Below are 19,859 nucleotides of genomic sequence, written 5' to 3' on the forward strand. Positions count from 1 at the left end.
CCTGGTCCCGATGGCGACGCCGCCGCCAACACCAAGCCCGAACCTGCCACTACCGACGACGCGGCTACCCGTAACCAACTGCCGTTGCAGTACTAGGTGCCCAGGTCGACGGCGCGGGCAACTTGATCTCGTAATGCGCAGGTCGCTGATGCGGCCGCGTACGAGTGATGGCGCGACGATCGGCTGCCGCGCCGCTACGCGGCTTGCCATCGGGTAGCAGCGCTCTGACCAGTGCTGCATGATCAGTCTGTGGGCCAACTGCCGGAAGATGTCAGGTCGTGTTATCGCTTCTTCGCGTTCTACCTCGCCAATGGCACGCTGTGCCTAGACCTTCTGGACGGGATCGACTACCGGCCTGCTCTGATGCAGTTCGGCTCGACGCTGGAACAGGTCATGGCGATCTTTTCCAATGTGCTCGACATCGACGAGCACGGCCAGGTGACGAACGAAGGCGATGCCCAGTGGCGCGCGGCGCAGTACATCCGCCGATACTGCGACCCCGAGTACACAGTCGAGCCGCCATTCGAAACTTGGGAGCTAGAGCTGCTGTGACGACGGGTAGCTGTACGGCTTGGGGTCGACGCCGGGCGACAAGGCGAGCAGGCCAACGGCAGCCACCGATGCCCGCCGGCAGTCGTCTTGACCTTTTCCGGGCAGGGGTCGGCTCCACGGCCTGCCTTCCGCGCTTGCGGCCCCGCCCTGCGGGCGGCCTCCGGCCGTCCTCGGGCGAGCCGCAGCGCACACGTCGACCTCCACGGACCATGTACGGACTGATCTTGACCAAGTAGCCCGGAGGTGGACCCGCCGATGCAGGTCAGCGGACCTGAAGTGCTCTGTCGACTGTTGGTTTCCTAAACCGTGTGTCGCAGGTTCGAATCCTGCCGGGGGCACCTCGAAGATCAGCCAAAACGCTCTCTGACCTGCGGATGCGCTTCTTCAGCAGGCCCCAGCCGGTTGCCGGAAGATGACAGTCCCGCTCCCGCAGACCCAGGGCCTCACTCGGCCGCAGCGCCGCGAAGTAGAGGCAGGCGTAGAAGGCGACCAGGCGCTCACCACGGCGGCCGTTCTTCCCGCGCTGGCCGACGTACGTCACCCCGGTCAGCAGCTCGCGCGCCTGACGGATGTTGACCACCACGCGGCGATCCACCTCCCCGACCACCCTCCGCCGGAACGACCGCACCCGCAGCTTGTCGACCGGGTTGAAGTCCAACAGCTCCAACTCCACCCGCGTGCTGAAGAACGTTGTAGAAGACCGAGCGCCGCCGCCTGGTCGTCGACGCCGCCGCCGGCCGTCCGTCCATCGTCAAACCCAGCGTGTCCAGCACCGGACGCATCACCGCGGCTTCTGCCATCGCCGACAACGGCAGGGATGCCTTGCCGAGCCAGCGCAGCGCGCCGGCTACCTCCGCCGGACGGTCGAGTTGCCGAGACGCGGGCGGAAACTCCCACTCCCGCAAAGCCCGCCGCAGCAGCGCCGGATCAGGCCGCCCGGCCAGGTCCCGCACCAGCGCAGCCGTCACGGTCGCCAGCGCATCCGTCGTGCTCTCTCGTGACTTGGCCGCCGCGCCCGGCCACTTCATGTCGATGTACCGGCGGACGAAGCCCCTAAGGTTCCCCCCGGAATGTGGACACCGGTTATGCCGCGATTTGATGGATCGTAGTCGGTGTGAGGGTCTGTTCGTAGCCGGCGGGGCTGAGGTATCCGAGTGCGGAGTGGCATCGTCGGTGGTTGTAGAAGGCGATCCACCGGAACACGTCGCGGCGGGCGTCGGCCTCGCTGTTCCAGCGGCGTCGGTCGACGTCGAGTTCACGCTTGAGCGAAGCGAAGAACGCCTCGGCCAGGGCGTTGTCGTACGACGAACCGATCCGGCCCATCGAGCGGCGGATGCCGTGGCGGTTGCAGGCGTCGGCGAAGTCACTACTGCCGTACTGGACGCCGCGGTCGCTGTGAAAGATCACCTCGTGGACCCGGTCGCCGCGGGCGGCGACGGCGTGCAGGGCGTCGGTGACCAGGCTGGTACGCATGTGGGTGTTGATCGACCAGCCGACAAGCCTTCGGGTGGCGATGTCGATGACGGTGGCCAGATAGAGCCAGCTGGCGCCGACGCGGAGGTAGGTGATGTCGCCGCACCACCGCTGGTCGGGTGCGTTGGCGGTGAGGTCCCGGCCGATCAGGTCCGGAGCTGGCGGGGTGGCCGGGTCGGGGATCGTGGTCCGCTGGCGGCGGCGCATGTGTCGGCCTACGACGTTACGCTGCCGCATGATCCGCTCGACCTGTCTGCGGTTGACTCGCACGCCCTGGTAGTGCAGTTCGAGGGTCACCCAAGGGGATCCGTAGGCACCACCGGAGTCGGCGTGAATAATCCTGATATCTGCTCGGCGAGGGTGTCCTCGGCGGCAGCGCGGGCCTGCCGGGCCGGTTCGCTGGCCGTCCAGCGGTAGAACCCGGACTGGGATACGGCCAGGACCCGGCACAGCCGCTTGATGCCGAAGGCGGCGCGGTGGGTGGAGATGAACCGGAAGCGGCTGAGTACCGATCCATTTCCTTCGCGAAATAGGCGGCTGCCTTGCGCAGGATCTCCTTCTCCTGCCGCAGCTCAGTCACCTCACGCCGCAGGCGGGCGATCTCGGCGTCCTTGTCCGCCACCGATAACCCATCAGCGGCAGGCACCGCTCCGCCGGACCCGGTCCGCTGATCTTGCTTCCGGACCCAGTTCCGCAGGGTCTCATGACTCAGCCCGAGCTCACGAGCGACCTGGTTGATCGGCCGCCCCGACGAACGGACCAGGTCGACCGCGTCACGCCGGAACTCTTCCGTGTACTTCGATGGACGCCCCCACGGGGACACCCCTTCCTCTGGACCAACGTCCAGTCTCAGGGTGTCCACATCTCAGGGGGAAGCCCATCGCCGACCTCGGCTACGCCCTACTCTGCTACCGCCGACTCACCAAAAACAACCATCTGGAATAAGCCTTAACTGTCGCGGAATGCGCCTTACCCCGCGAAAGGACTGGCGTGACCGGCGGGCCGCACGGACAGCACGGACAACGACAGCAGCAGGATGCCGCCGATCAGGAAGTAGGTACCGGGGGCCACCATGTAGGCCAAACCCAACTCGGGATTGGCCGCCTTGGCTCCCCATTGAACGATTTCGCCGCCGACGGCGGCCGACAGCAGCAATCCCAGCAGCGGGGCGACCGCTCGGCCGAGGCGGAGAAGCTGCGGATTACCGCACAGCACCGCAGTCGCCACTACCAGCGCCACCAGGCCCAGCATCGGGGTCAGGAAAGGAAGGTCCGTGGTCCGCAGCGCAGAGACGGGATCTCCGTTCGAGGCCAACGGCGCGAACATCGCCACCATCATCGCGAGGAATCCGGCACCGGCCATGAAGTGCGGCAGCGGCGAGGATAGCCCGTTGGGCGATGCCGCCATCGCGGCCCCGCCCGGCGCGGGAGGTGTCGTGAAGTAAGGCGGCGGGGCGGGCTGCGCGGGCACCGGCTGCGACGAGCCCTCGGCCCGGGGAGGTTGGCTCGGCGGCACCGAAGGACGGGTCTCCTCGTGGTCTGCAGCTGTCACCCCTGCAGTATCGCGGTCGACTGCAATCGACCGGGCTCAGCCCAACCTAAGTGGTCGGCTCCGGAAGTCCTTCGGGGGTTGATCAAGCTGCCGGCGCGACGGAGGATTCTTCTGGGTGATCGGCGGTGTGCCGGTCGAGTCTGGCCAGCAGATCGTCCAGGTCTGAGGGGGTGAACTTCCACTGGAACGGCTGCGCCGTGGCGTTGTAGCGGTCTTCGAAGGCTCGGAGCCGGTTTCCGACTTGGGCAAGGTCGGTGAAGTCATTGGGCGCCACGACCTTGCGCTGCACGACGGAGAAGAAGATCTCCACCTGGTTCAGCCAGGAGGCGTGCACCGGGGTGTGGACCAGCACCGTGTTCGGGAACGCCGCGGTCAGCCGGTCTGCGGCCATCTTGCCGCGGTGGGAGGAGCCATTGTCGACGACCCAGAACACGCGTTTTGCGCTCGTGTACGGTTCCTGGCTCATGACCTGAGCGACGAGAGCCATGAACGGGTCGATGCCGGTTCGTGCTTCGGTGCGGCCGAACACGCGGGCGTGGTGGACGTCGTAGGCGGCCAAGTAGGTCACCGCTCCGCCGCGTCCCTAGGTGTGGTTCACTCGCATCGCCCTCGCCTGCCCTGGTGCGAGGGTGGGGTGACAGCGGCAGCGGGCCTGGATGGAGGTCTTCTCATCCGCGCTTATGACGTACTCGTCCGCACCGAGCGGCCTGCCGTTGAAGGTGCGGGCGTAGAGGTCCAGCACGCGCTCGGCCTTGGGGCGGAAGTCAGGGTCGGTGATGAAGATCCAGGATCGGTGCTGCCAGGGCTTGAGGGTGTCCTGGGCGAGCCAGCGACGCACGGTGGAGGCCGACACGAACGTGGCGATGTCTCGCGCCATGGCCTCGCGGGCCAACTCCGGGCACGACCAACGCGACAGTGGCGCGCCGGCCTCGAAGGGAAGCCGACAGGCCAGGGCCTTGACCTGGGCGACCTGCAAGGCGGTGAAGCGGGGCGGACGGCCAGAGCGCTTGCGGTCGGCTAGCCCAGTGAGTCCCAGCGCAGCGAATCGGTTCCGCCAGGTCCGCACGGTGTCCAGGTGTAATCCGGTCACACGGGCGATGCGCGCGTTGGAGCGCCCACGCGCCGCGTGCAGGATCACCTGAGCCCGCATACGCAGCCGGTGCTCGGTCTTTTGACCGTAGGCCATCCACTTCAGCCGCTCGCGCTCGGCGGGGGTCGGGGCTATCGCACGGGCCAGGGCAACAGACAAGACAGACAGGCCAATCTGTAGAAGTGGATTTTTACCGCCCGCATTCCCGGAAGCCCTGCCTGTCGCACCCCCGGAACCCCGCCGGATCGTCCGTCAGCGGTTGACCTCGAGGTTGATCAGGAGGAGCAGGGCCCGTCGTGGCTGGTGCGCACGTCGGCATGTCCTCCCGGTCACAGCCCCGCCCGGGAGGACATGCCGCCGCTGATCGCCGCCGCTTGCCCGGGACCGCCGAACTTGGAGTACGAGCTGTCAGTCGGTGCGATAGCCGGCCATCATCGAGGCCGGGTAGCGGCTGCCTGCGGAGCCCTGGGGGAGGACCTCCCGGATACGGGCCAGGTCGGCCTCGGTGAGTTCTACGTCGGTGGCGCCGACGTTCTCCTCCAGACGTGTGGCGCTGCGGGTGCCCGGGATCGGGACGACGTCCTCGCCCTGGGCGAGCAGCCAGGCCAGGGCAAGCTGGGCGGGGGTGATGCCCTTGGTGGCGGCGAGCTTTCGGAGCTGCTCGGCGGCGTTCAGGTTGTAGGCGTAGTTCCCGCCCTGCCAGCGCTCGTCCCAGCGGCGCATGTCGCCCTCGGGATACTCGTCGGCGGGCTTGACCACGCCGGAGAGGAAGCCGCGGCCGAGCGGCGAGTACGGCACCAGGCCGATCCCCAACTCTCGCAGGACCGGCAGGATCTCGTCCTCTACTTCGCGTTCGAAGACCGAGTACTCGTACTGAAGGGCTGTGACCGGGGTGACGGCGTGGGCGCGGCGGATGTACTGCGGGCCGACGTTACTCAGGCCGAAGTACTGCACCTTGCCCTCGGTGATCAGGTCACCGACAGTGCCGGCGACCTCCTCGGTCGGTACGTCGGGGTCGGAGATGTGCTGGTAGAAGAGGTCGATGCGGTCGGTCTGGAGGTAGCGCAGGCTGTTCTCGGCGACCTTGCGGATGTTCTCCGGGCGGCTGTTGACGCCGATCCCCGGCGTCTTGCTGGTCATGTCGAAGCCGAACTTGGTGGCCAGGACGACCTCGTCACGGAAGTCCTTGACTGCGCTGCCGAGCAGCGTCTCGTTGCTGCCGGTGCCTTGGCCGTACAGCTCGGCGGTGTCGAAGAAGTCGACTCCGAGTTCGTGGGCGCGGCGGATGGTGGAGATGCCGTCCTCGTCGTTCGAGGGGCCGTAGGCCAGGGACATCCCCATCACGCCCAGTCCGAGCGCGGAGACGCGCAGTCCCTGCTGTCCCAGGGTGCGGTGCTGCATGAGATCGCTCCTCGTGTCATATCGGCAGCCCATAGCTGACCAAACCAAACTGTTCGGTGTGATCCTACGCCTGCCTGGAGTGCAACGCAAAACCGAACGGTTCGGTCGCCTATCCTGGGCTCATGCCTCGCTCCACCAACCCTGGCCAGACCTCGGACGCCGCCATCGCGGGCGACTCCACGCGCCAGCGGATCGTCGCCGCAGCCAAGGAGGAGTTCGCCCGGCACGGGATCGCCGGCGCCCGCGTGGACCGCATCGCCAAGCAGGCCAGGACGAGCAAGGAACGTGTCTACGCCTACTTCCGCAGCAAGGAGGCCCTTTACGCGCACGTCGCCGAACGCGAGACGACCGCACTCGTCGAGGCCACTCAGCTGGATCCGGCCGACCTGCCCGGTTATGCCGGCATCCTCTTCGACCACTTCACGGCCCGTCCGGACCACTACCGCCTGATCATGTGGGGCCGCCTGGAGCTGGCCGAGCCCGCAGACAACACCACCAACCCCCTCCAGGCCACGATCGCCGGCAAGCTCGACCAACTCCGCGACGCACAGCGCATCGGGCTGCTCGACCCGGCCTGGGACCCGGTCGACGTCCTCGCCCTGATCAACCAGATCGCCATGACCTGGGCAGGTCAGCCCGAAATCGCCGCCGCTGCCGCAGGCCAGGCCGTGGACCCCTCCATCGCCGCCCGCCGCGCCGCACTGGTGGCCGCCGTCGAGCGCATGTTCCCTCGCTCGGACTGGGAACAACGCCCAAACCGTTTGGTTTGACGCGCACCTCCGGGTGTGTCCGGTGAATCCGGGTGTGTCCGTTGAAGATGACCTGGTGGACGAACGCGCGGTCCGCTGGCGCGGGAGTGATGACGTCGAGCCCGCGGCCGGCCAGGCGGTCGGTGATGGCCGTGGCCATCCGGATGGCGGTAGCAGCCCTCGCCAACGGCTGTGCCAGCCAGGAGTTCGGCGACACCCGACAGACGCGCCGTCCCGGGGGGCAACCCCCCGAAGGACTTCCGGAGCCGACCACTAAGGGACGTTCGTAACCCGGCGTCTGTCTGTTGGGGCGTCGGGCAGGATGCCTGGGTGCAGGTGATCACGGCAGCCTGCCCGGAGTGGATATTCCCATTTACTGGGCTGCATCCGGCTCAATTCCGCACGCTGGTCCGGCTCGTCGACGAGCGTGGCGGTGACGCCGTAGCCGGACCAGCAGTGCCGCCCGTCGAGTCCTTGTGTGGGTCGGCGGCAGGCGGGATGGCGGGGAAGTATCCAGCACCTAAATGTTGCAAGGCGGTTCTCGCGGCGTGGCACCGCTAGTAGCTGGAGGTGGCCGAAATGCTAGACGTGGGAACCGGCGGAATGCTCCACGATGATGAGGGCGTCACTGAGTTGGGCTCGGGGAATGCGCCAAAACTCGTCAGGCTGAGCTCATCACACATCATCCATGCATGCCGCATACGTATAAACTGTTCCGTTCGTGCCCCATTTAAGCGCAATCCAGACGTTGCTGTAGGCGCCGCAGGCCTGGACCCAATCGCCCGACACCGTGAAACCCCAGCAGCTATACTGATATCCCCTTTGGGCGGTACTAACCAACTCGGCGTTCATGTAGGGGCCCACTCGAATCGGCAGGTTTGCTGCGATCGACACGACGCGACCAGTACTGCAGAGGGAGCTGGCGATGGAAATGTCTTTCGCCGCGACGACGGGGCCAGCGCTGGCGACCTTGGCGCTGGCAGGAGTCGGAGCTGTAAGGAACATCCCGAATGCGCAGGCTAGCGCCAGGGTGGCCTTGGTTGCTTTCATTCTTCCCCCGTTTCGGTGCGTAGAGGCAGCAGGCATGACGGTCGGGCCCCTGCTCGTTTGGCGCTGAGCGACTCCCGACCATGCCTGACATTGACCTACATCACTGTAGTCGCCCGGGCGGCCTCATGCTAGATCAAGGCGAGAGCCGTTCAAGATCATGGAGCCGGCCGAGTAGAGCGGTCAGTAGAGCCATTCGTGCAGCCGGGCCCGCCGACGGACACCGTCCGGGGTCGACGGCAGGCGACACGGTGAGCGATTCAGCGACAGCCACCGACGCAGGCATGCAGCAGTCTTGATCTTTGCAGGTCAGGGGTGGCCGTTGCGCTCGCGGCCTGCCCTGCGGGCGGCCTCCGGCCGTCCTCGGGCCCGCAGCGCCTCGTGCAGAGTACGTGCAATGATCTTGGCTCGGGGAGCCGGTGAGTAGCCGGCCCGCCCAGGTTGCGGCCACAGTGGTCACGCTGCCGCAGGCGCCTTCCTGAACCTTGTGTCGCAGGTTCGAATCCTGCAGGCGCCTTCCTGAACCTTGGGTCGCAGGTTCGAATCCTGCCGGGGGCACCAACGTGAGGTGTTGACCAGCAAGAACCCGGTCAGAGATTCGATGTTTCTCTATAAAACTCCGAATCGTCCCCCGAGAGCCCTCCGGTAACGCAGGTGAGCGACCAGGCCTGACATTCCAGGCGGGGGCAGTCGGGGCTGGTGGCGCTTGGGCTTCTCCTTGCTCTCCCTTGCTGTGGCCGGGATTGTCGTTGGCCGTCCGCTGACAGGCTAGTTTGCTCGGATGAGTCTCCTCGATGACGTCGCGAAGCGTGACAGTTGGCGGTGCTGGGTGTGCGACGAGCCGGTCGATGCCGACATGTCGGTGAACGACCCGCGTGGTCCGAGCGTCGACAGCCGTACCGCCGACAGGAAGGCCAAGGTCGTCGAGCGACTTGCGCATCGTGCTTGCAACACCCGCAAGGGTGCGGTAAAGGTGGTCATTGCCTGGCCGGACCGGCTGCACGTGGTGGAGCCCGCGCCGCTGATCACCGTCGCCGAGCGGCTCGAACGCAAGGGCGGCCGCGAGTTGGTCGCCCGCTGTCCGAGCAAGAGGGACGCCCAGGAGGCGGCGGACTGGCTGGTCGACCGGTTCTCCCGGCTGGTGCCCGGACTGCCGGTGACCGCAAGCGTCGACGCGGGCGGCGGACAGTACCTCGTCACCCTGGCCACCGGCCGCCGCTGACCGGTGGCCTGGTCTCTGGCCGGGCGTCCCTACGACCTGCGGCACGCCTACCCGTCAGGTCGACCCCGAACCGGTCCACGTGCCTCCGCAGGATCGCCACCAGTTCCGGCGGGATCCGCACCTCACGCGCTTCCGTCTCGCCCTGGTGCTTGAGTCTTCGGTCGTCGTGCACCTCCTCGCTGTCGGTGTACCGCTTCCCCGCCGTCGGCCGGGACTTCTCCACCACCAGCAGCCTTCAGCCCGTTGCACGGAAGGTGGAAGCCCTGTTCTCGCAGGCCCAGCGCCTCACTCGGTCGCGGCCCGGCGAAGTAGAGGCAGGCGTAGAAGGCGAGGGGCGCTCACCGTGCCGGCCGTTCTTACCGTGCCGGCGGACGTGCGTCACCCCGGTCAGCAACTCGCGCGCTTGGCGCACGTCGACCACGACCCGCCGGCCTACCTCGCCGGCCACCTTCCGCCGGGACGACCGGACCCGCAGCGTTTCGCGGGCATTCCCAGGGCGGCACGGATAGCGTTTCGCGGGCGATTCAATGACTCTCGTCGCTGCTTGACCGCCCTGTCGTCGCGCAATAGCCTGCACTCGACGACCTCTGTGGCGCCCGGCCTCAGGTCGTCAGAAGTCCGAGGAGGGAAACATGCAATTGGGTAGACGACTGACGGCCTTGGTCGCGATGGTACTCGGCTTTGTGGTCCTGTCTGGAAACGCGGCTCAAGCTGCCTATTACAACACATACACCGACATCGCCAGCACACCCGACACGAGCTGCTGCACCGGGGTGCAGGGCTTCGCTGCCGGAGCCACCTACCTTTACTCGATCAAGAACCGCACCAATTACGACGACGTCTCCGTCATCTACCGTGTCCACAAGACCACCGGTGCGCGAGTGGTGATGAAGAACGGCACGAACAACACGTCGAGCAATACCTGGCTCGGGCACGGAAACGACATGACCATCGTCGACATCGATGGGAAGCACCACATGTTCATCGTCACCATGAAATCGAGCGGCGCGCAGCTCGTGAGGCTCCGCTACGACGGCACCACCTACTACCATGCCGGGTCGTACCAGGTGCGCCTCAACGGGGCCGTATCGACGCCGTCCGGGATCAACCGGGTCTCGGTCACCGGCACGACGATCACGTTCATGTTCAAGAGCGGCAGGACGATCTACAACGGCAGTGTCCCGCTGCGCGCCTCCTCCGGGACCATCAATTTGACAAAGGCGTTCAGCCTGCAGGTCGAGGGCGCCCTCGTCAACGGCGCACCGGTGCCGGACCTGGGGACCTTCACCAACCAGGGGTTCTTCTACGACGAGAGCAAGAAGGTCCTCTACTACCCGCTGACCAAGGACAACCGCAGCATCGTGCTCGTCTACCGGAACGTGTCGCCGACGACGACGGGGACCGCGCCCGCAGCCACCAACCTCTCCTTCCGCATCACGTCCTCGAAATACTCGTCCAAGTTCGAGATCGAAGGCGTAGGAATCAGCGGCGGCAAGTTGTACTTCAGCACGAACCGGGCGAACTCGAGCGGTGCCTACGACGGGGTCCACGTGTTCAACGGCTACGTCGCGGCCTAACTCACGCGACGGTGGGACCTGCTGTGGCAGCGATTGAGCCACAGCAGGTCCCACGCCCCATTGCTGGGCCGGCTGGCGGGTACGGTGACCGGCGTCATGCGTACGCTCGTGGGTGTCCTCTTCTTCGGCCTCGTGCTGCTGATGCTGGCCTGGCCGGTGCCGGCGGGGGCGGCCGTCGTCCTGGCGGTGCGGGCGGCGTTCGCCTTTCAGGACGGCCGGAGCGCACGACCGAGGGCGGGACGGCTGCTGATCGCCGCGGCGGCGTCGACGGCTCTCGCCGCCTACGGGTACGGGCTGGGCACGACCACCTTCGGTCTGCTCACCGACGCCGACGACCGGTGCGGGATCGCCCGGCCCGATCTTTACGGGTACGAGCACGACGGGCCAGCCGGCGGGACGCACAGCATGTGGCCGCTGCGGGACACCACCTGCGGCCCGGACCTGGTGCCCTGGTTCGTCAACCCTCTGGTGGCCGGCTCGATCGTCCTGCTCGTGGTGCTGGTGGCCGTCATGGTGGTGGCACGGGTCGGGTTCCGCCGTCGCTGACCGGCTACGCCCCGTCCCGGTGCACTGCTGAAGCTTTCCTTCGCCGAGAGGTCGTACGCCGAAGGGTATTGACCTGAACTGATTGCCGGGTAAGGGTGGGCCTCGGAGTCATCAATCCGACCGGGAGGCTCGATGCCCAGCGTGACGTCCCCGACGAGCAGACGCATCCTGCTCGCGGCCGTCGTGGCTGCTGCCACGGCGATCGTTCCCCTCACCACCACCCCTGCCGTCGCCGACGAGTCCGTCACCCGGCAGCAGCAGTACGCCGCTGCGGCGGCGGAATACGGCGTGCCGGAGAGCGTGCTGCTCGGCGTCTCCTACCTGCAGTCCCGCTGGGACACCAACGCCGGTACGCCCAGCACCAGTGGTGGCTACGGCCCGATGCACCTGACCGACGCCGAGTACGTGGTGTCCCTGCCGGGAGGAAACCACCACGACGACGACGAGGACCCACGCGGCGACGACTCGCGGCCGGCGCGCAAGGTCGACTCGGGCGGGGACGCACCGCCGGCCGAGTCTCTCCAGACCCTCGACGCCGCCGCCACCCTCACCGGCACCAGCGAGGCGGCGCTGCGCGGCGAGCCGGTGGCCAACATCCGGGGCGGGGCGGCGCTGCTCGCGTCGTACCAGCGGGAACTGGCCGCGCCGATCGGGCGCACGAGCGACCCGGCCGCGTGGTACGGCGCGGTGGCCCGTTACGCCGGTGCGGACAGCGCGGACGCGGCGGCCGCCTTCGCCAACGAGGTGTACCGGACGATCCGCGAGGGTGCGAGCCGGACCACCGACGACGGGCAGCGGATCACCCTGGCCCCGCACGCGAACCTGGTCCCGGTCACGTCGTGGCTGGACAAGCTCGGGCTGCGGAAGCTGGCCCGTCCGGACGGCCTGGAGTGCCCGGACGACATCTCCTGCGAGTGGATCCCGGCGCCCTACCAGGATCTCGGTAACGGGGACTACGGCAACCACGACCTCTCCGACCGGCCCGGCCGGCAGAAGATCGAGTACATCGTCATCCACGACACCGAGGGCAGCTACGCGGGCACGGTGCGGATGGTCCAGGACCCGACCTACGTGAGCTGGAACTACACGCTGCGCTCGGTGGACGGGCACATCGCCCAGCACGTGAAGTCCAAGGACGTGGCCTGGCACGCCGGCAACTGGTACGTCAACGCCAAGGCCATCGGCCTGGAGCACGAGGGCTTCGCCGCCCAGGGCACCTGGTACACCGAGGCGATGTACCGGACCTCGGCGAAGCTGGTGCGGCACCTCGCCACGCGGCTCGGCATCCCGATGGACCGGCACCACATCATCGGCCACGACAACGTCCCCGGCACGGTCGCGGCGAACGTGCGCGGCATGCACTGGGACCCGGGACCGTACTGGGACTGGGACCACTACTTCGAGCTGATGAAGGCGCCGGAGATCAACACCGGGACGCACCGGACCGGCCTGGTCCGCATCGAGCCGGACTTCGCCACCAACCGGCCGGCCTTCACCGGCTGTGTCACCGCCGGGGTGCCGTGCCCCTCGCGCGGGTCGTCCTCGGTGATCCTGCGCAGCGCGCCCAGCCACGACGCACCGCTGGTCAACGACATTGCCCTGCGTCCGGACGGCACGCCGAACACGATGCACATCTCCGACTACGGCGCGCGGGCGTCGACCGGTCAGACGTACGCGGTCGCGGACCGGCAGGGGGACTGGACGGCGATCTGGTACCTCGGGCAGAAGGCGTGGTTCCACAATCCGGCTGACGCCCCGACCGCGAAGTGGACCGTCGGCCTGGTCGCCACTCCCAAGCCGGGGAAGGCGACGATCCCGGTCTACGGGCGGGCGTACCCGGAGGAGGCGGCGTACCCGGCCGGCGTGCCGTACCAGACGATCTCGCCCCTGCAGTACACGCTCTCGGCCGGTCAGCGGTACGCGGTCGGCAACGTACTGCCCGGTGAGTACTACCGGTCGACCACGTTCGACGGTTCGGCTCCCGGCGACTGGACGGTGATCCGGGGTGAGAACCGGTACGTGCAGATCCAGTTCGGTCACCGGGTGATGTTCGTCGACCGGAACGACGTGCAGCTCCTGCCCTCCGCGGTGGGGGCGCCCCGCTAGGTGCGGTCGATCGGAGGGTTCCCGGTCGATGCCCGGGAACCCTCCCCGCCGGATCGGGTGCGGTGTCGTCCGGGAGCACCCGGGAGGACCGGGAACGGCCCCGCGTCCCGGGGAGGGACACGGGGCCTGCTGGTCAGCGGGCCAGGACGCCCACCAACGTTCCGATGCTGGCGACGATCGCGGCGATGATGGGGCCGAGCGCCTTGATGTACGCCAGGATGAGCCGGTGCCGTCCGTCGTGGTCGGTCGGGGGCTCGTCGTCGGAATCCGGCGTCTCGATGTCTGGCCCTTGAGGGGCTACAGTCAACACGACTCCTTCCGTTGCGTGCGGTCGAGTCGATTGCGGCGTCCGGTGCCAGCCGGGCGCCGCCTCTTTTGGGCGGCGCTGCGCCGTTCGACCGTTAGAGCATCCTCCTGCCGTGCAACTAGCACAAGGGTCGAATTTTCACTGTCGGGTAGGCGACAGTCCGATGAAACGCACTGAGAAAATTTCGGTGCAACTCCTTGCGTTACGCGAGATCCTTATGAAGCTGTACAGCGCAAGGTGACCGCACCCTCACCTGTCCGTGAGTGCCGTCCGAGCGGCGCCGGACCGGGAGAGCAGGAGGCCGCCGCCCTCGTGGTGAGAGGGCGGCGGCGACGGTGGGACCGTGACGGTGGACCGGTCCCCGCCCGGTCGCCCCGTGCCGACCGGGCGGGGAGCGGTCAGTTCTCGGGCAGCTGCGCGACGTGCTCCAGCACCCGGTCGATCAGCCCGTACTCCCGGGCCTGCTCGGCGGTGAACCAGCGGTCCCGGTCCGAGTCGCGCGTGATGTCGGCCAGGGACTGGCCGCTGTGCTGGGCGATCAACTCCTGCATGGTGCGCTTGACGTACAGCATGTTCTCGGCCTGGATGGTGATGTCGGCGGCCGTGCCGCCGAAGCCGCCGGAAGGCTGGTGCATCATGATCCGCGAGTGCGGAAGGGCGTACCGCTTGCCGGCCGTCCCGGTGGAGAGCAGGAACTGCCCCATCGAGCCGGCGAAGCCGAGTGCCAGGGTGGCCACGTCGTTCCTGACATAGCGCATGGTGTCGTAGATGGCCAGACCGGCACTGACCGAGCCGCCCGGTGAGTTGATGTAGAGAAAGATGTCCCGCTCGGCGTCCTCGGCGGCGAGCAGCAGGATCTGCGCGCAGACCTGGTTGGCGGACGCCTCGGTCACCTCGGTGCCGAGGAAGACGATCCGCTCCCGCAGCAGCCGATCGAAGACCTGGTCACCGAAGGACGGCTGGTTGACCTCCAGCATGCGCACCGTGTATCCGATCGTCACCCTCGACCTCCCCGCGTGCCTGCCGGCGGGCGGTGCTCACCACCCGGTGGACCGGCCCGTCAAGCGTGCGGGCGGTGCGGCCCACCGGCCGAGGGTTTCTGCCGGTGGCATATCTGCCAAGGGCAGAAGCCGGTCAGCAGCGGGGCGAGGGGCCGACGGTGAGCAGGACGCGGCGCTGGCCGACGCCGCTGCGGACGGCCCGGCCGGCCCGCGCGGGGAAGTCGCCCCCGCGTCCGGTGGTCACGGCGGGACGGCGGCCGGCCGCCGCCCGGGCGTTCGGGATCCGGTTCGTCGGGCAGGTGGACCCGCCCGCCGCCGGCCGGGTGGCCGGGGTGGGACGGGAACCGGCCTGGTTGGGGCGGGAGCCGGCCGGGGTGGGACGGGGGCCGGTCGGCAGGACCCGCCGGCCTGTCGGAACCCGGGGCGGTGCGACCGGGGTACGGGGCTCCACGCGGCGCAGGTCGTCGCGGGCCTCCTCGAGCAGGTCGGAGAGGCGGATGCCGAGGGCCCGGCAGATCGCCGCGAGCACCTCCGACGAGGCCTCCTTGCGTCCCCGTTCGACCTCCGAGAGGTAGGGCACCGAGACCCCGGCCACCTCGGCGACCTCGCGCAGGGTGCGGCCCTGCCGGACGCGGAGCCGGCGCAGGACCCCGCCGATCACCCGTCGTAGCAACGACATTCCGGCCTCCTCGTCGGTGGTGCGGTATCCGACTCTGCTCATTGTGCCGGTTTCCGCCGGTTGCGGTGACCCGGCCGACCGTGGTCGGCACGGCGGCGGATCGGCGGCGCTCCTTGCGGTGCCGGCCGCTGGCAGGGGCGGCGGAGGCGGGCCCGGAGCTCATCGGGTCGGCGTCGGGCGCAGGGACGTCGTCACCTGCCCGGCCGACCTCCGGCGTACCGGCTATGTTGTGCACGTGCAGGCGGCAGCGGAGGCGGGGCGGGCCCGACAGTGATCCATTTTCCCGCGCAGCGGCGGGGGCCGCTCAGTGCGCTCAGCCTGCGGCTGGCCGCCGCCGTCGCCCTGGTCTGCTCCGTGGTCGGCGTGGTCTACCTCGACCGCGAGGGCTACCGCGACGTCAACGAGGACGGCCTGACCCTCCTCGACTGCTTCTACTACGCGGTGGTTTCGCTCTCCACCACCGGCTACGGCGACATCACGCCGGCCTCGGACTCGGCGCGGCTGACCAACGTCCTCTTCGTCACGCCGGCCCGGGTGCTCTTCCTGATCATCCTGGTCGGCACCACCCTGGAAGTCCTGACCGAGCAGTACCGGACCGGCCGTCGGCTGAGCCGGTGGGGGAGAACCGTGAAGGATCACGTCATCATCTGCGGCTACGGCACCAAGGGCCGCAGCGCGATCTCCGCCCTGCTGGAGAACGGGCTGGACAAGTCCAGGATCGTCGTCGTGGAGCGCAGTGGCGCGGCGATCCGGCAGGCCACCTCGGCCGGACTGGTCGCCATCGAGGGCTCCGCCACCCGGTCGACCGTACTCAACGAGGCGCACGTCCGCACCGCCAAGGCGGTGATCATCGCGACCGACAGCGACGACGCGTCCGTGCTGGTGGCGCTGACCGTCCGGCAGCTCACCGCCGGGCAGGTCCGGATAATCGCCGCGGTGCGGGAGGCGGAGAACGCGCCGTTGCTCAAGCAGAGCGGCGCGCACCACGTGATCGTCTCCTCCGCCACCGCCGGCCGGCTGCTCGGCCTCTCCACCTCCGCGCCACCGTTGATCGACGTGGTCGAGGACCTGCTCACCCCCGGCCAGGGCATGGCGCTGGCGATGCGGTCGGCGGAACGCGCCGAGGTGGGCCGCTCGCCCCGGGAGCTGGAGTCGCTGGTCATCGCCCTGGTCCGCCGGGGCAAGGTGGTCACCCTCTCCGACCAGGCCGGGGCCGTGATCGAGACCGGCGACATGCTGGTGTACGTCCGGGACGACCGCCCGCAGGCGGCGACCACGGCCTGAGTCGACCGGGAGCAGGCGGCGGCGACGGCCTGAGCCGACCGGGAGCAGGGCGGCCCTGAGTCGACCGGGCGTGGGGCGGCCCTGAGTCGACCGGGCGTGGGGCGGCGTACCCTGCCCGCCGTACGCGCAGGGGCGGCCCCGTCCGGGACCGCCCCTGCCTGGCGCTTCGGTGCCGACCTAGACGATGGTCCAGGTGTCCCCGCTGTTGAGCAGGCCGGCGAGCTGCTGCTCCGGCGTCTCGGAGGCCGCGGCCACCGCCTCGGCGACCTGCGTCTGCACCACGCTGTCGTAGGTGGGGCGTTCGACCGAGCGGAACACCCCGATCGGGGTGTTGCTCAGGTCCGCCCCGGGCAGCCGGCTCAGCGCGAACGCGTACGCCGGGTCGGCGACCGTCGCGTCGTGCACGACGATCTGCTCGGCCGGGGTGGACGCGGTCTCCCGCACCTCCAGGCCGAAGCCGCCCGGCGGGTGCACCACGCAGAACTGGCCCTCCGCGCCGAACGTGATCGGCTGCCCGTGCTCCAGCCGGATCAGGAAGTCGTCCCGGGTGCCCGGCTCCTTGAGCTGGTCGAACGCGCCGTCGTTGAAGATGTTGCAGTTCTGGTAGATCTCCACGAACGCCGAGCCCTGGTGCTCGGCGGCGGCCCGCAGCACGGACTGGAGGTGCTTGCGGTCGGAGTCGATGGTGCGGCCGACGAAGCTCGCCTCGGCACCCAGGGCCAGCGAGATCGGGTTGAACGGCGCGTCCGCCGAGCCGGCCGGGGTCGACTTGGTGACCTTACCGACCTCGGAGGTGGGGGAGTACTGCCCCTTGGTCAGCCCGTAGATCCGGTTGTTGAAGAGCAGGATCTTGAGGTTGACGTTGCGGCGCAGCGCGTGGATGAGGTGGTTGCCGCCGATCGAGAGGGCGTCGCCGTCCCCGGTGACCACCCAGACCGACAGGTCGGGCCGGCTGACCGACAGCCCGGTGGCGATCGCCGGGGCGCGGCCGTGGATCGAGTGCATCCCGTAGGTGTTCATGTAGTACGGGAAACGCGAGGAACAGCCGATGCCGGAGATGAAGACGGTGTTCTCGCGCGGGATCCTCAGCTCGGGCATGAACTGCTGCACCGCGGCGAGGATCGCGTAGTCACCGCAGCCGGGGCACCAGCGCACCTCCTGGTCGGACTTGAAGTCCTTGGCGGTGAGCTTGAGGGCGACGGGCTCAGACATTCTTCAGGACCTCTTCCAGCATCGTCTCCAGCTCCGCGGCGGTGAACGGCAGGCCCCGGACCTGGTTGTACGCGATCGCGTCGACCAGGTAGCGGCCCCGGATCACCTGGGCGAGCTGGCCGAGGTTCATCTCGGGGACGACCACGCGGTCGTAGGAGCGCAGCACCGTGCCGAGGTTCGCCGGCATCGGGGCGAGGTGCCGCAGGTGCGCCTGGGCGATGGAGAGCCCGCGCTGCCGCAGCCCCCGGCAGGCCGCGCCGATCGGCCCGTACGTCGAGCCCCAACCGAGCACCAGCACCCGGGCGTCGCCGTCCGGGTCCTCCACCTCGACGTCCGGCACCGGGATGGTCTCGATGCGGGCGGCCCGGGTGCGGACCATGAAGTCGTGGTTGGTCGGGTCGTAGGAGATGTCGCCGGTCTTGTCGGCCTTCTCCAGGCCGCCGATCCGGTGCTCGAGCCCGGGGGTGCCCGGGATCGCCCACGGCCGGGCCAGCGTCTCCGGGTCGCGCAGGTACGGCAGGAAGCTCTTGCCGTCCTCGCCGTTGGGCTCGGTGGCGAACTCGACCCGCAGGTCGGGCAGGGAGTCGACCTCCGGCAGCAGCCACGGCTCGGAGCCGTTGGCGACGTAGTTGTCGGAGAGCAGCAGCACCGGGGTGCGGTAGGTGAGCGCGATCCGGGCCGCCTCGATGGCCGCGTGGAAGCAGTCCGAGGGCGACTTCGGGGCGATCACCGCGACCGGGGCCTCGCCGTGCCGGCCGTACAGGGCCATGTTGAGGTCGGCCTGCTCGGTCTTGGTGGGCATGCCGGTGGACGGGCCGGCCCGCTGCACGTCGACGATGACCAGGGGCAGCTCCAGCGCCACCGCCAGGGAGATCGTCTCGCTCTTGAGCGCGACGCCCGGGCCGCTGGTGGTGGTGATGCCGAGCGCGCCGCCGTACGACGCGCCGAGCGCCGCGCCCACCGCCGCGATCTCGTCCTCGGCCTGCATGGTGGTCACGCCGAAGCGCTTGTGCTTGCTGAGCTCGTGGAGGATGTCCGAGGCCGGGGTGATCGGGTACGCCCCGAGGAAGACCGGCAGCCCGGAGCGGACCCCGGCGGCGACCAGCCCCAGCGAGAGGGCGGCGTTGCCGGTGATGTTGCGGTACGTGCCGGGCTGCATCTTGGCCGGCTTGACCTCGTACCGCACCGAGAAGGAGTCGGTGGTCTCGCCGAAGTTCCAGCCGGCCTTGAAGGCGGCGATGTTCGCGGCGACCAGTTCGGGCCGCTTGGCGAACTTGCGCTCCAGGAACCGCAGCGTGGAGTCGTACGGCCGGGAGTACATCCAGGAGAGCAGGCCGAGGGCGAACATGTTCTTGGCCCGCTCGGCGTCCTTCTTCGCGACCGCGAGTTCGGCGAGCGCGCCGACCGTCATCGAGGTCAGCGCGACCGGGTGCACCACCCAGCCGGCCAGGGTGTCGTCCTCCAGCGGGTTGGCCTGGTAGCCGACCTTGGCCAGGTTGCGCTTGGTGAACTCGTCGGTGTTGACGATGATGTCCGCGCCCCGGGGCAGGTCGTGCAGGTTGGCCTTGAGGGCGGCGGGGTTCATCGCGACCAGGACGTTCGGCGCGTCACCCGGGGTGAGGATGTCGTAGTCGGCGAAGTGCACCTGGAAGCTGGAGACCCCGGGCAGGGTGCCGGCGGGGGCCCGGATCTCGGCGGGGAAGTTCGGCAACGTGGAGATGTCGTTGCCGAGCTGGGCCGTCTCCGAGGTGAACCGGTCGCCGGTGAGTTGCATACCGTCGCCGGAGTCACCGGCGAACCGGATGACCACCCGGTCGAGTTGGCGGATCTGCTTGGTCACGCCTGCACCTCGTTTCGCGTGGCCCGGTCGCCTGGGCGGCCGAACCTGATGCTGGCCTCGCCTTGCCCGGGCACCTGACCTCCTTGGACGCACTGCTAAGACGGGCCCTCCGGGTGACCGATGCGACCCGCTCCGCTGAACACCTTGAAGCCTACGTCGCGCAGGGGGTCCCTCCGGGCCCGAGGTCCGTCGAATGGGACCGTCTTACCCCGCGAACTGTAC

The 19,859-nt window shown here is 68.7% G+C and carries 17 protein-coding genes and 1 pseudogene; 7 read left to right on the forward strand and 11 right to left on the reverse strand.

Going from position 1 to position 19,859, the window contains the following annotated elements; all coding sequences use genetic code 11:
• Window positions 1-249 precede the first annotated feature (249 nt).
• A complete protein-coding gene (locus tag ACIBJE_RS28325) occupies window positions 250-552 on the forward strand; it encodes a hypothetical protein (RefSeq protein ID WP_396753330.1) in 303 nt (100 codons plus the stop codon).
• Between the two features lie 1,083 nt (window positions 553-1,635).
• Here ACIBJE_RS28325 and ACIBJE_RS28330 read toward each other — a convergent pair.
• The 5 genes and pseudogenes from ACIBJE_RS28330 to ACIBJE_RS28350 all read right to left on the reverse strand — a co-directional run bounded on the left by ACIBJE_RS28330 (window position 1,636) and on the right by ACIBJE_RS28350 (window position 6,067).
• Window positions 1,636-2,848 (reverse strand): annotated as a pseudogene (locus ACIBJE_RS28330) (IS3 family transposase).
• A 146-nt stretch (window positions 2,849-2,994) separates the two neighbouring features.
• Window positions 2,995-3,576, reverse strand: coding sequence for a hypothetical protein (locus ACIBJE_RS28335; protein WP_396753331.1), 582 nt, complete (start codon window positions 3,574-3,576; stop codon window positions 2,995-2,997).
• 82 nt (window positions 3,577-3,658) lie between these two features.
• Entirely contained in the window at window positions 3,659-4,144 is a 486-nt protein-coding gene (locus ACIBJE_RS28340) for a transposase (protein ID WP_396753332.1), read from the reverse strand.
• A 15-nt stretch (window positions 4,145-4,159) separates the two neighbouring features.
• Entirely contained in the window at window positions 4,160-4,825 is a 666-nt protein-coding gene (locus tag ACIBJE_RS28345) for a helix-turn-helix domain-containing protein (RefSeq protein WP_396753333.1), read from the reverse strand.
• A 249-nt stretch (window positions 4,826-5,074) separates the two neighbouring features.
• A complete protein-coding gene (locus ACIBJE_RS28350) occupies window positions 5,075-6,067 on the reverse strand; it encodes an aldo/keto reductase (protein WP_396753334.1) in 993 nt (330 codons plus the stop codon).
• A gap of 122 nt (window positions 6,068-6,189) precedes the next feature.
• On the opposite strand from ACIBJE_RS28350, the gene ACIBJE_RS28355 reads away from it, so the two are divergent.
• The gene (locus ACIBJE_RS28355) at window positions 6,190-6,837 is read left to right on the forward strand and encodes a TetR family transcriptional regulator (RefSeq protein ID WP_396753335.1); all 648 of its coding nucleotides are present in this window, start codon (window positions 6,190-6,192) and stop codon (window positions 6,835-6,837) included.
• A gap of 654 nt (window positions 6,838-7,491) precedes the next feature.
• On the opposite strand, the gene ACIBJE_RS28360 is transcribed toward ACIBJE_RS28355, so the two are convergent.
• Window positions 7,492-7,866: a hypothetical protein gene (locus ACIBJE_RS28360; RefSeq protein ID WP_396753336.1), complete on the reverse strand. Its 375-nt coding sequence runs from the start codon at window positions 7,864-7,866 to the stop codon at window positions 7,492-7,494.
• 778 nt (window positions 7,867-8,644) lie between these two features.
• Between ACIBJE_RS28360 and ACIBJE_RS28365 the strand changes: the two genes are divergently transcribed.
• The 4 genes from ACIBJE_RS28365 to ACIBJE_RS28380 all read left to right on the forward strand — a co-directional run bounded on the left by ACIBJE_RS28365 (window position 8,645) and on the right by ACIBJE_RS28380 (window position 13,314).
• A complete protein-coding gene (locus ACIBJE_RS28365; RefSeq protein ID WP_396753337.1) occupies window positions 8,645-9,085 on the forward strand; it encodes a hypothetical protein in 441 nt (146 codons plus the stop codon).
• A 632-nt stretch (window positions 9,086-9,717) separates the two neighbouring features.
• Window positions 9,718-10,662 carry a hypothetical protein gene (locus tag ACIBJE_RS28370; RefSeq protein ID WP_396753338.1) on the forward strand — a complete coding sequence of 315 codons (945 nt, stop codon included), beginning with the start codon at window positions 9,718-9,720 and terminating at the stop codon, window positions 10,660-10,662.
• Window positions 10,663-10,758: 96 nt separating this feature from the next.
• Entirely contained in the window at window positions 10,759-11,208 is a 450-nt protein-coding gene (locus ACIBJE_RS28375) for a hypothetical protein (RefSeq protein ID WP_396753339.1), read from the forward strand.
• Window positions 11,209-11,340: 132 nt separating this feature from the next.
• Window positions 11,341-13,314, forward strand: coding sequence for an N-acetylmuramoyl-L-alanine amidase (locus tag ACIBJE_RS28380; protein WP_396753340.1), 1,974 nt, complete (start codon window positions 11,341-11,343; stop codon window positions 13,312-13,314).
• Window positions 13,315-13,447: 133 nt separating this feature from the next.
• Here the strand turns inward: ACIBJE_RS28380 and ACIBJE_RS28385 are convergent, their stop codons facing one another.
• The 3 genes from ACIBJE_RS28385 to ACIBJE_RS28395 all read right to left on the reverse strand — a co-directional run bounded on the left by ACIBJE_RS28385 (window position 13,448) and on the right by ACIBJE_RS28395 (window position 15,343).
• Window positions 13,448-13,621: a hypothetical protein gene (locus ACIBJE_RS28385; RefSeq protein WP_396753341.1), complete on the reverse strand. Its 174-nt coding sequence runs from the start codon at window positions 13,619-13,621 to the stop codon at window positions 13,448-13,450.
• Window positions 13,622-14,019: 398 nt separating this feature from the next.
• Entirely contained in the window at window positions 14,020-14,598 is a 579-nt protein-coding gene (locus tag ACIBJE_RS28390) for an ATP-dependent Clp protease proteolytic subunit (RefSeq protein WP_396753379.1), read from the reverse strand.
• Between the two features lie 157 nt (window positions 14,599-14,755).
• Complete coding sequence (locus ACIBJE_RS28395; RefSeq protein ID WP_396753342.1) at window positions 14,756-15,343, reverse strand: helix-turn-helix domain-containing protein; 588 nt, start codon at window positions 15,341-15,343, stop codon at window positions 14,756-14,758.
• Window positions 15,344-15,571: 228 nt separating this feature from the next.
• Between ACIBJE_RS28395 and ACIBJE_RS28400 the strand changes: the two genes are divergently transcribed.
• Window positions 15,572-16,585, forward strand: coding sequence for a potassium channel family protein (locus ACIBJE_RS28400; protein ID WP_396753343.1), 1,014 nt, complete (start codon window positions 15,572-15,574; stop codon window positions 16,583-16,585).
• Between the two features lie 177 nt (window positions 16,586-16,762).
• Here ACIBJE_RS28400 and ACIBJE_RS28405 read toward each other — a convergent pair whose 3' ends face one another.
• Together ACIBJE_RS28405 and ACIBJE_RS28410 are read right to left on the reverse strand one after the other, a co-directional pair.
• Window positions 16,763-17,797, reverse strand: coding sequence for a 2-oxoacid:ferredoxin oxidoreductase subunit beta (locus tag ACIBJE_RS28405; protein WP_396753344.1), 1,035 nt, complete (start codon window positions 17,795-17,797; stop codon window positions 16,763-16,765).
• Window positions 17,790-19,637, reverse strand: coding sequence for a 2-oxoacid:acceptor oxidoreductase subunit alpha (locus tag ACIBJE_RS28410; protein WP_396753345.1), 1,848 nt, complete (start codon window positions 19,635-19,637; stop codon window positions 17,790-17,792). Before ACIBJE_RS28410 ends, ACIBJE_RS28405 begins: the two co-directional genes overlap by 8 nt.
• Window positions 19,638-19,859: the final 222 nt, after the last annotated feature.

Source organism: Micromonospora sp. NPDC050187, from assembly GCF_044459745.1.
Classification (GTDB): Bacteria; Actinomycetota; Actinomycetes; order Mycobacteriales; family Micromonosporaceae; genus Micromonospora.

What these genes read in the sequence shown, in the direction of transcription:
- ACIBJE_RS28350 (WP_396753334.1), bottom strand. Translation starts at nt 6,067, where the DNA reads ATGCAGCACCGCACCCTGGGACAGCAGGGACTGCGCGTCTCCGCGCTC.
- ACIBJE_RS28375 (WP_396753339.1), top strand. Translation starts at nt 10,759, where the DNA reads ATGCGTACGCTCGTGGGTGTCCTCTTCTTCGGCCTCGTGCTGCTGATG.
- ACIBJE_RS28390 (WP_396753379.1), bottom strand. Translation starts at nt 14,598, where the DNA reads ATGCTGGAGGTCAACCAGCCGTCCTTCGGTGACCAGGTCTTCGATCGG.
- ACIBJE_RS28360 (WP_396753336.1), bottom strand. Translation starts at nt 7,866, where the DNA reads ATGAAAGCAACCAAGGCCACCCTGGCGCTAGCCTGCGCATTCGGGATG.
- ACIBJE_RS28365 (WP_396753337.1), top strand. Translation starts at nt 8,645, where the DNA reads ATGAGTCTCCTCGATGACGTCGCGAAGCGTGACAGTTGGCGGTGCTGG.
- ACIBJE_RS28355 (WP_396753335.1), top strand. Translation starts at nt 6,190, where the DNA reads ATGCCTCGCTCCACCAACCCTGGCCAGACCTCGGACGCCGCCATCGCG.
- ACIBJE_RS28370 (WP_396753338.1), top strand. Translation starts at nt 9,718, where the DNA reads ATGCAATTGGGTAGACGACTGACGGCCTTGGTCGCGATGGTACTCGGC.
- ACIBJE_RS28395 (WP_396753342.1), bottom strand. Translation starts at nt 15,343, where the DNA reads ATGAGCAGAGTCGGATACCGCACCACCGACGAGGAGGCCGGAATGTCG.
- ACIBJE_RS28405 (WP_396753344.1), bottom strand. Translation starts at nt 17,797, where the DNA reads ATGTCTGAGCCCGTCGCCCTCAAGCTCACCGCCAAGGACTTCAAGTCC.
- ACIBJE_RS28380 (WP_396753340.1), top strand. Translation starts at nt 11,341, where the DNA reads ATGCCCAGCGTGACGTCCCCGACGAGCAGACGCATCCTGCTCGCGGCC.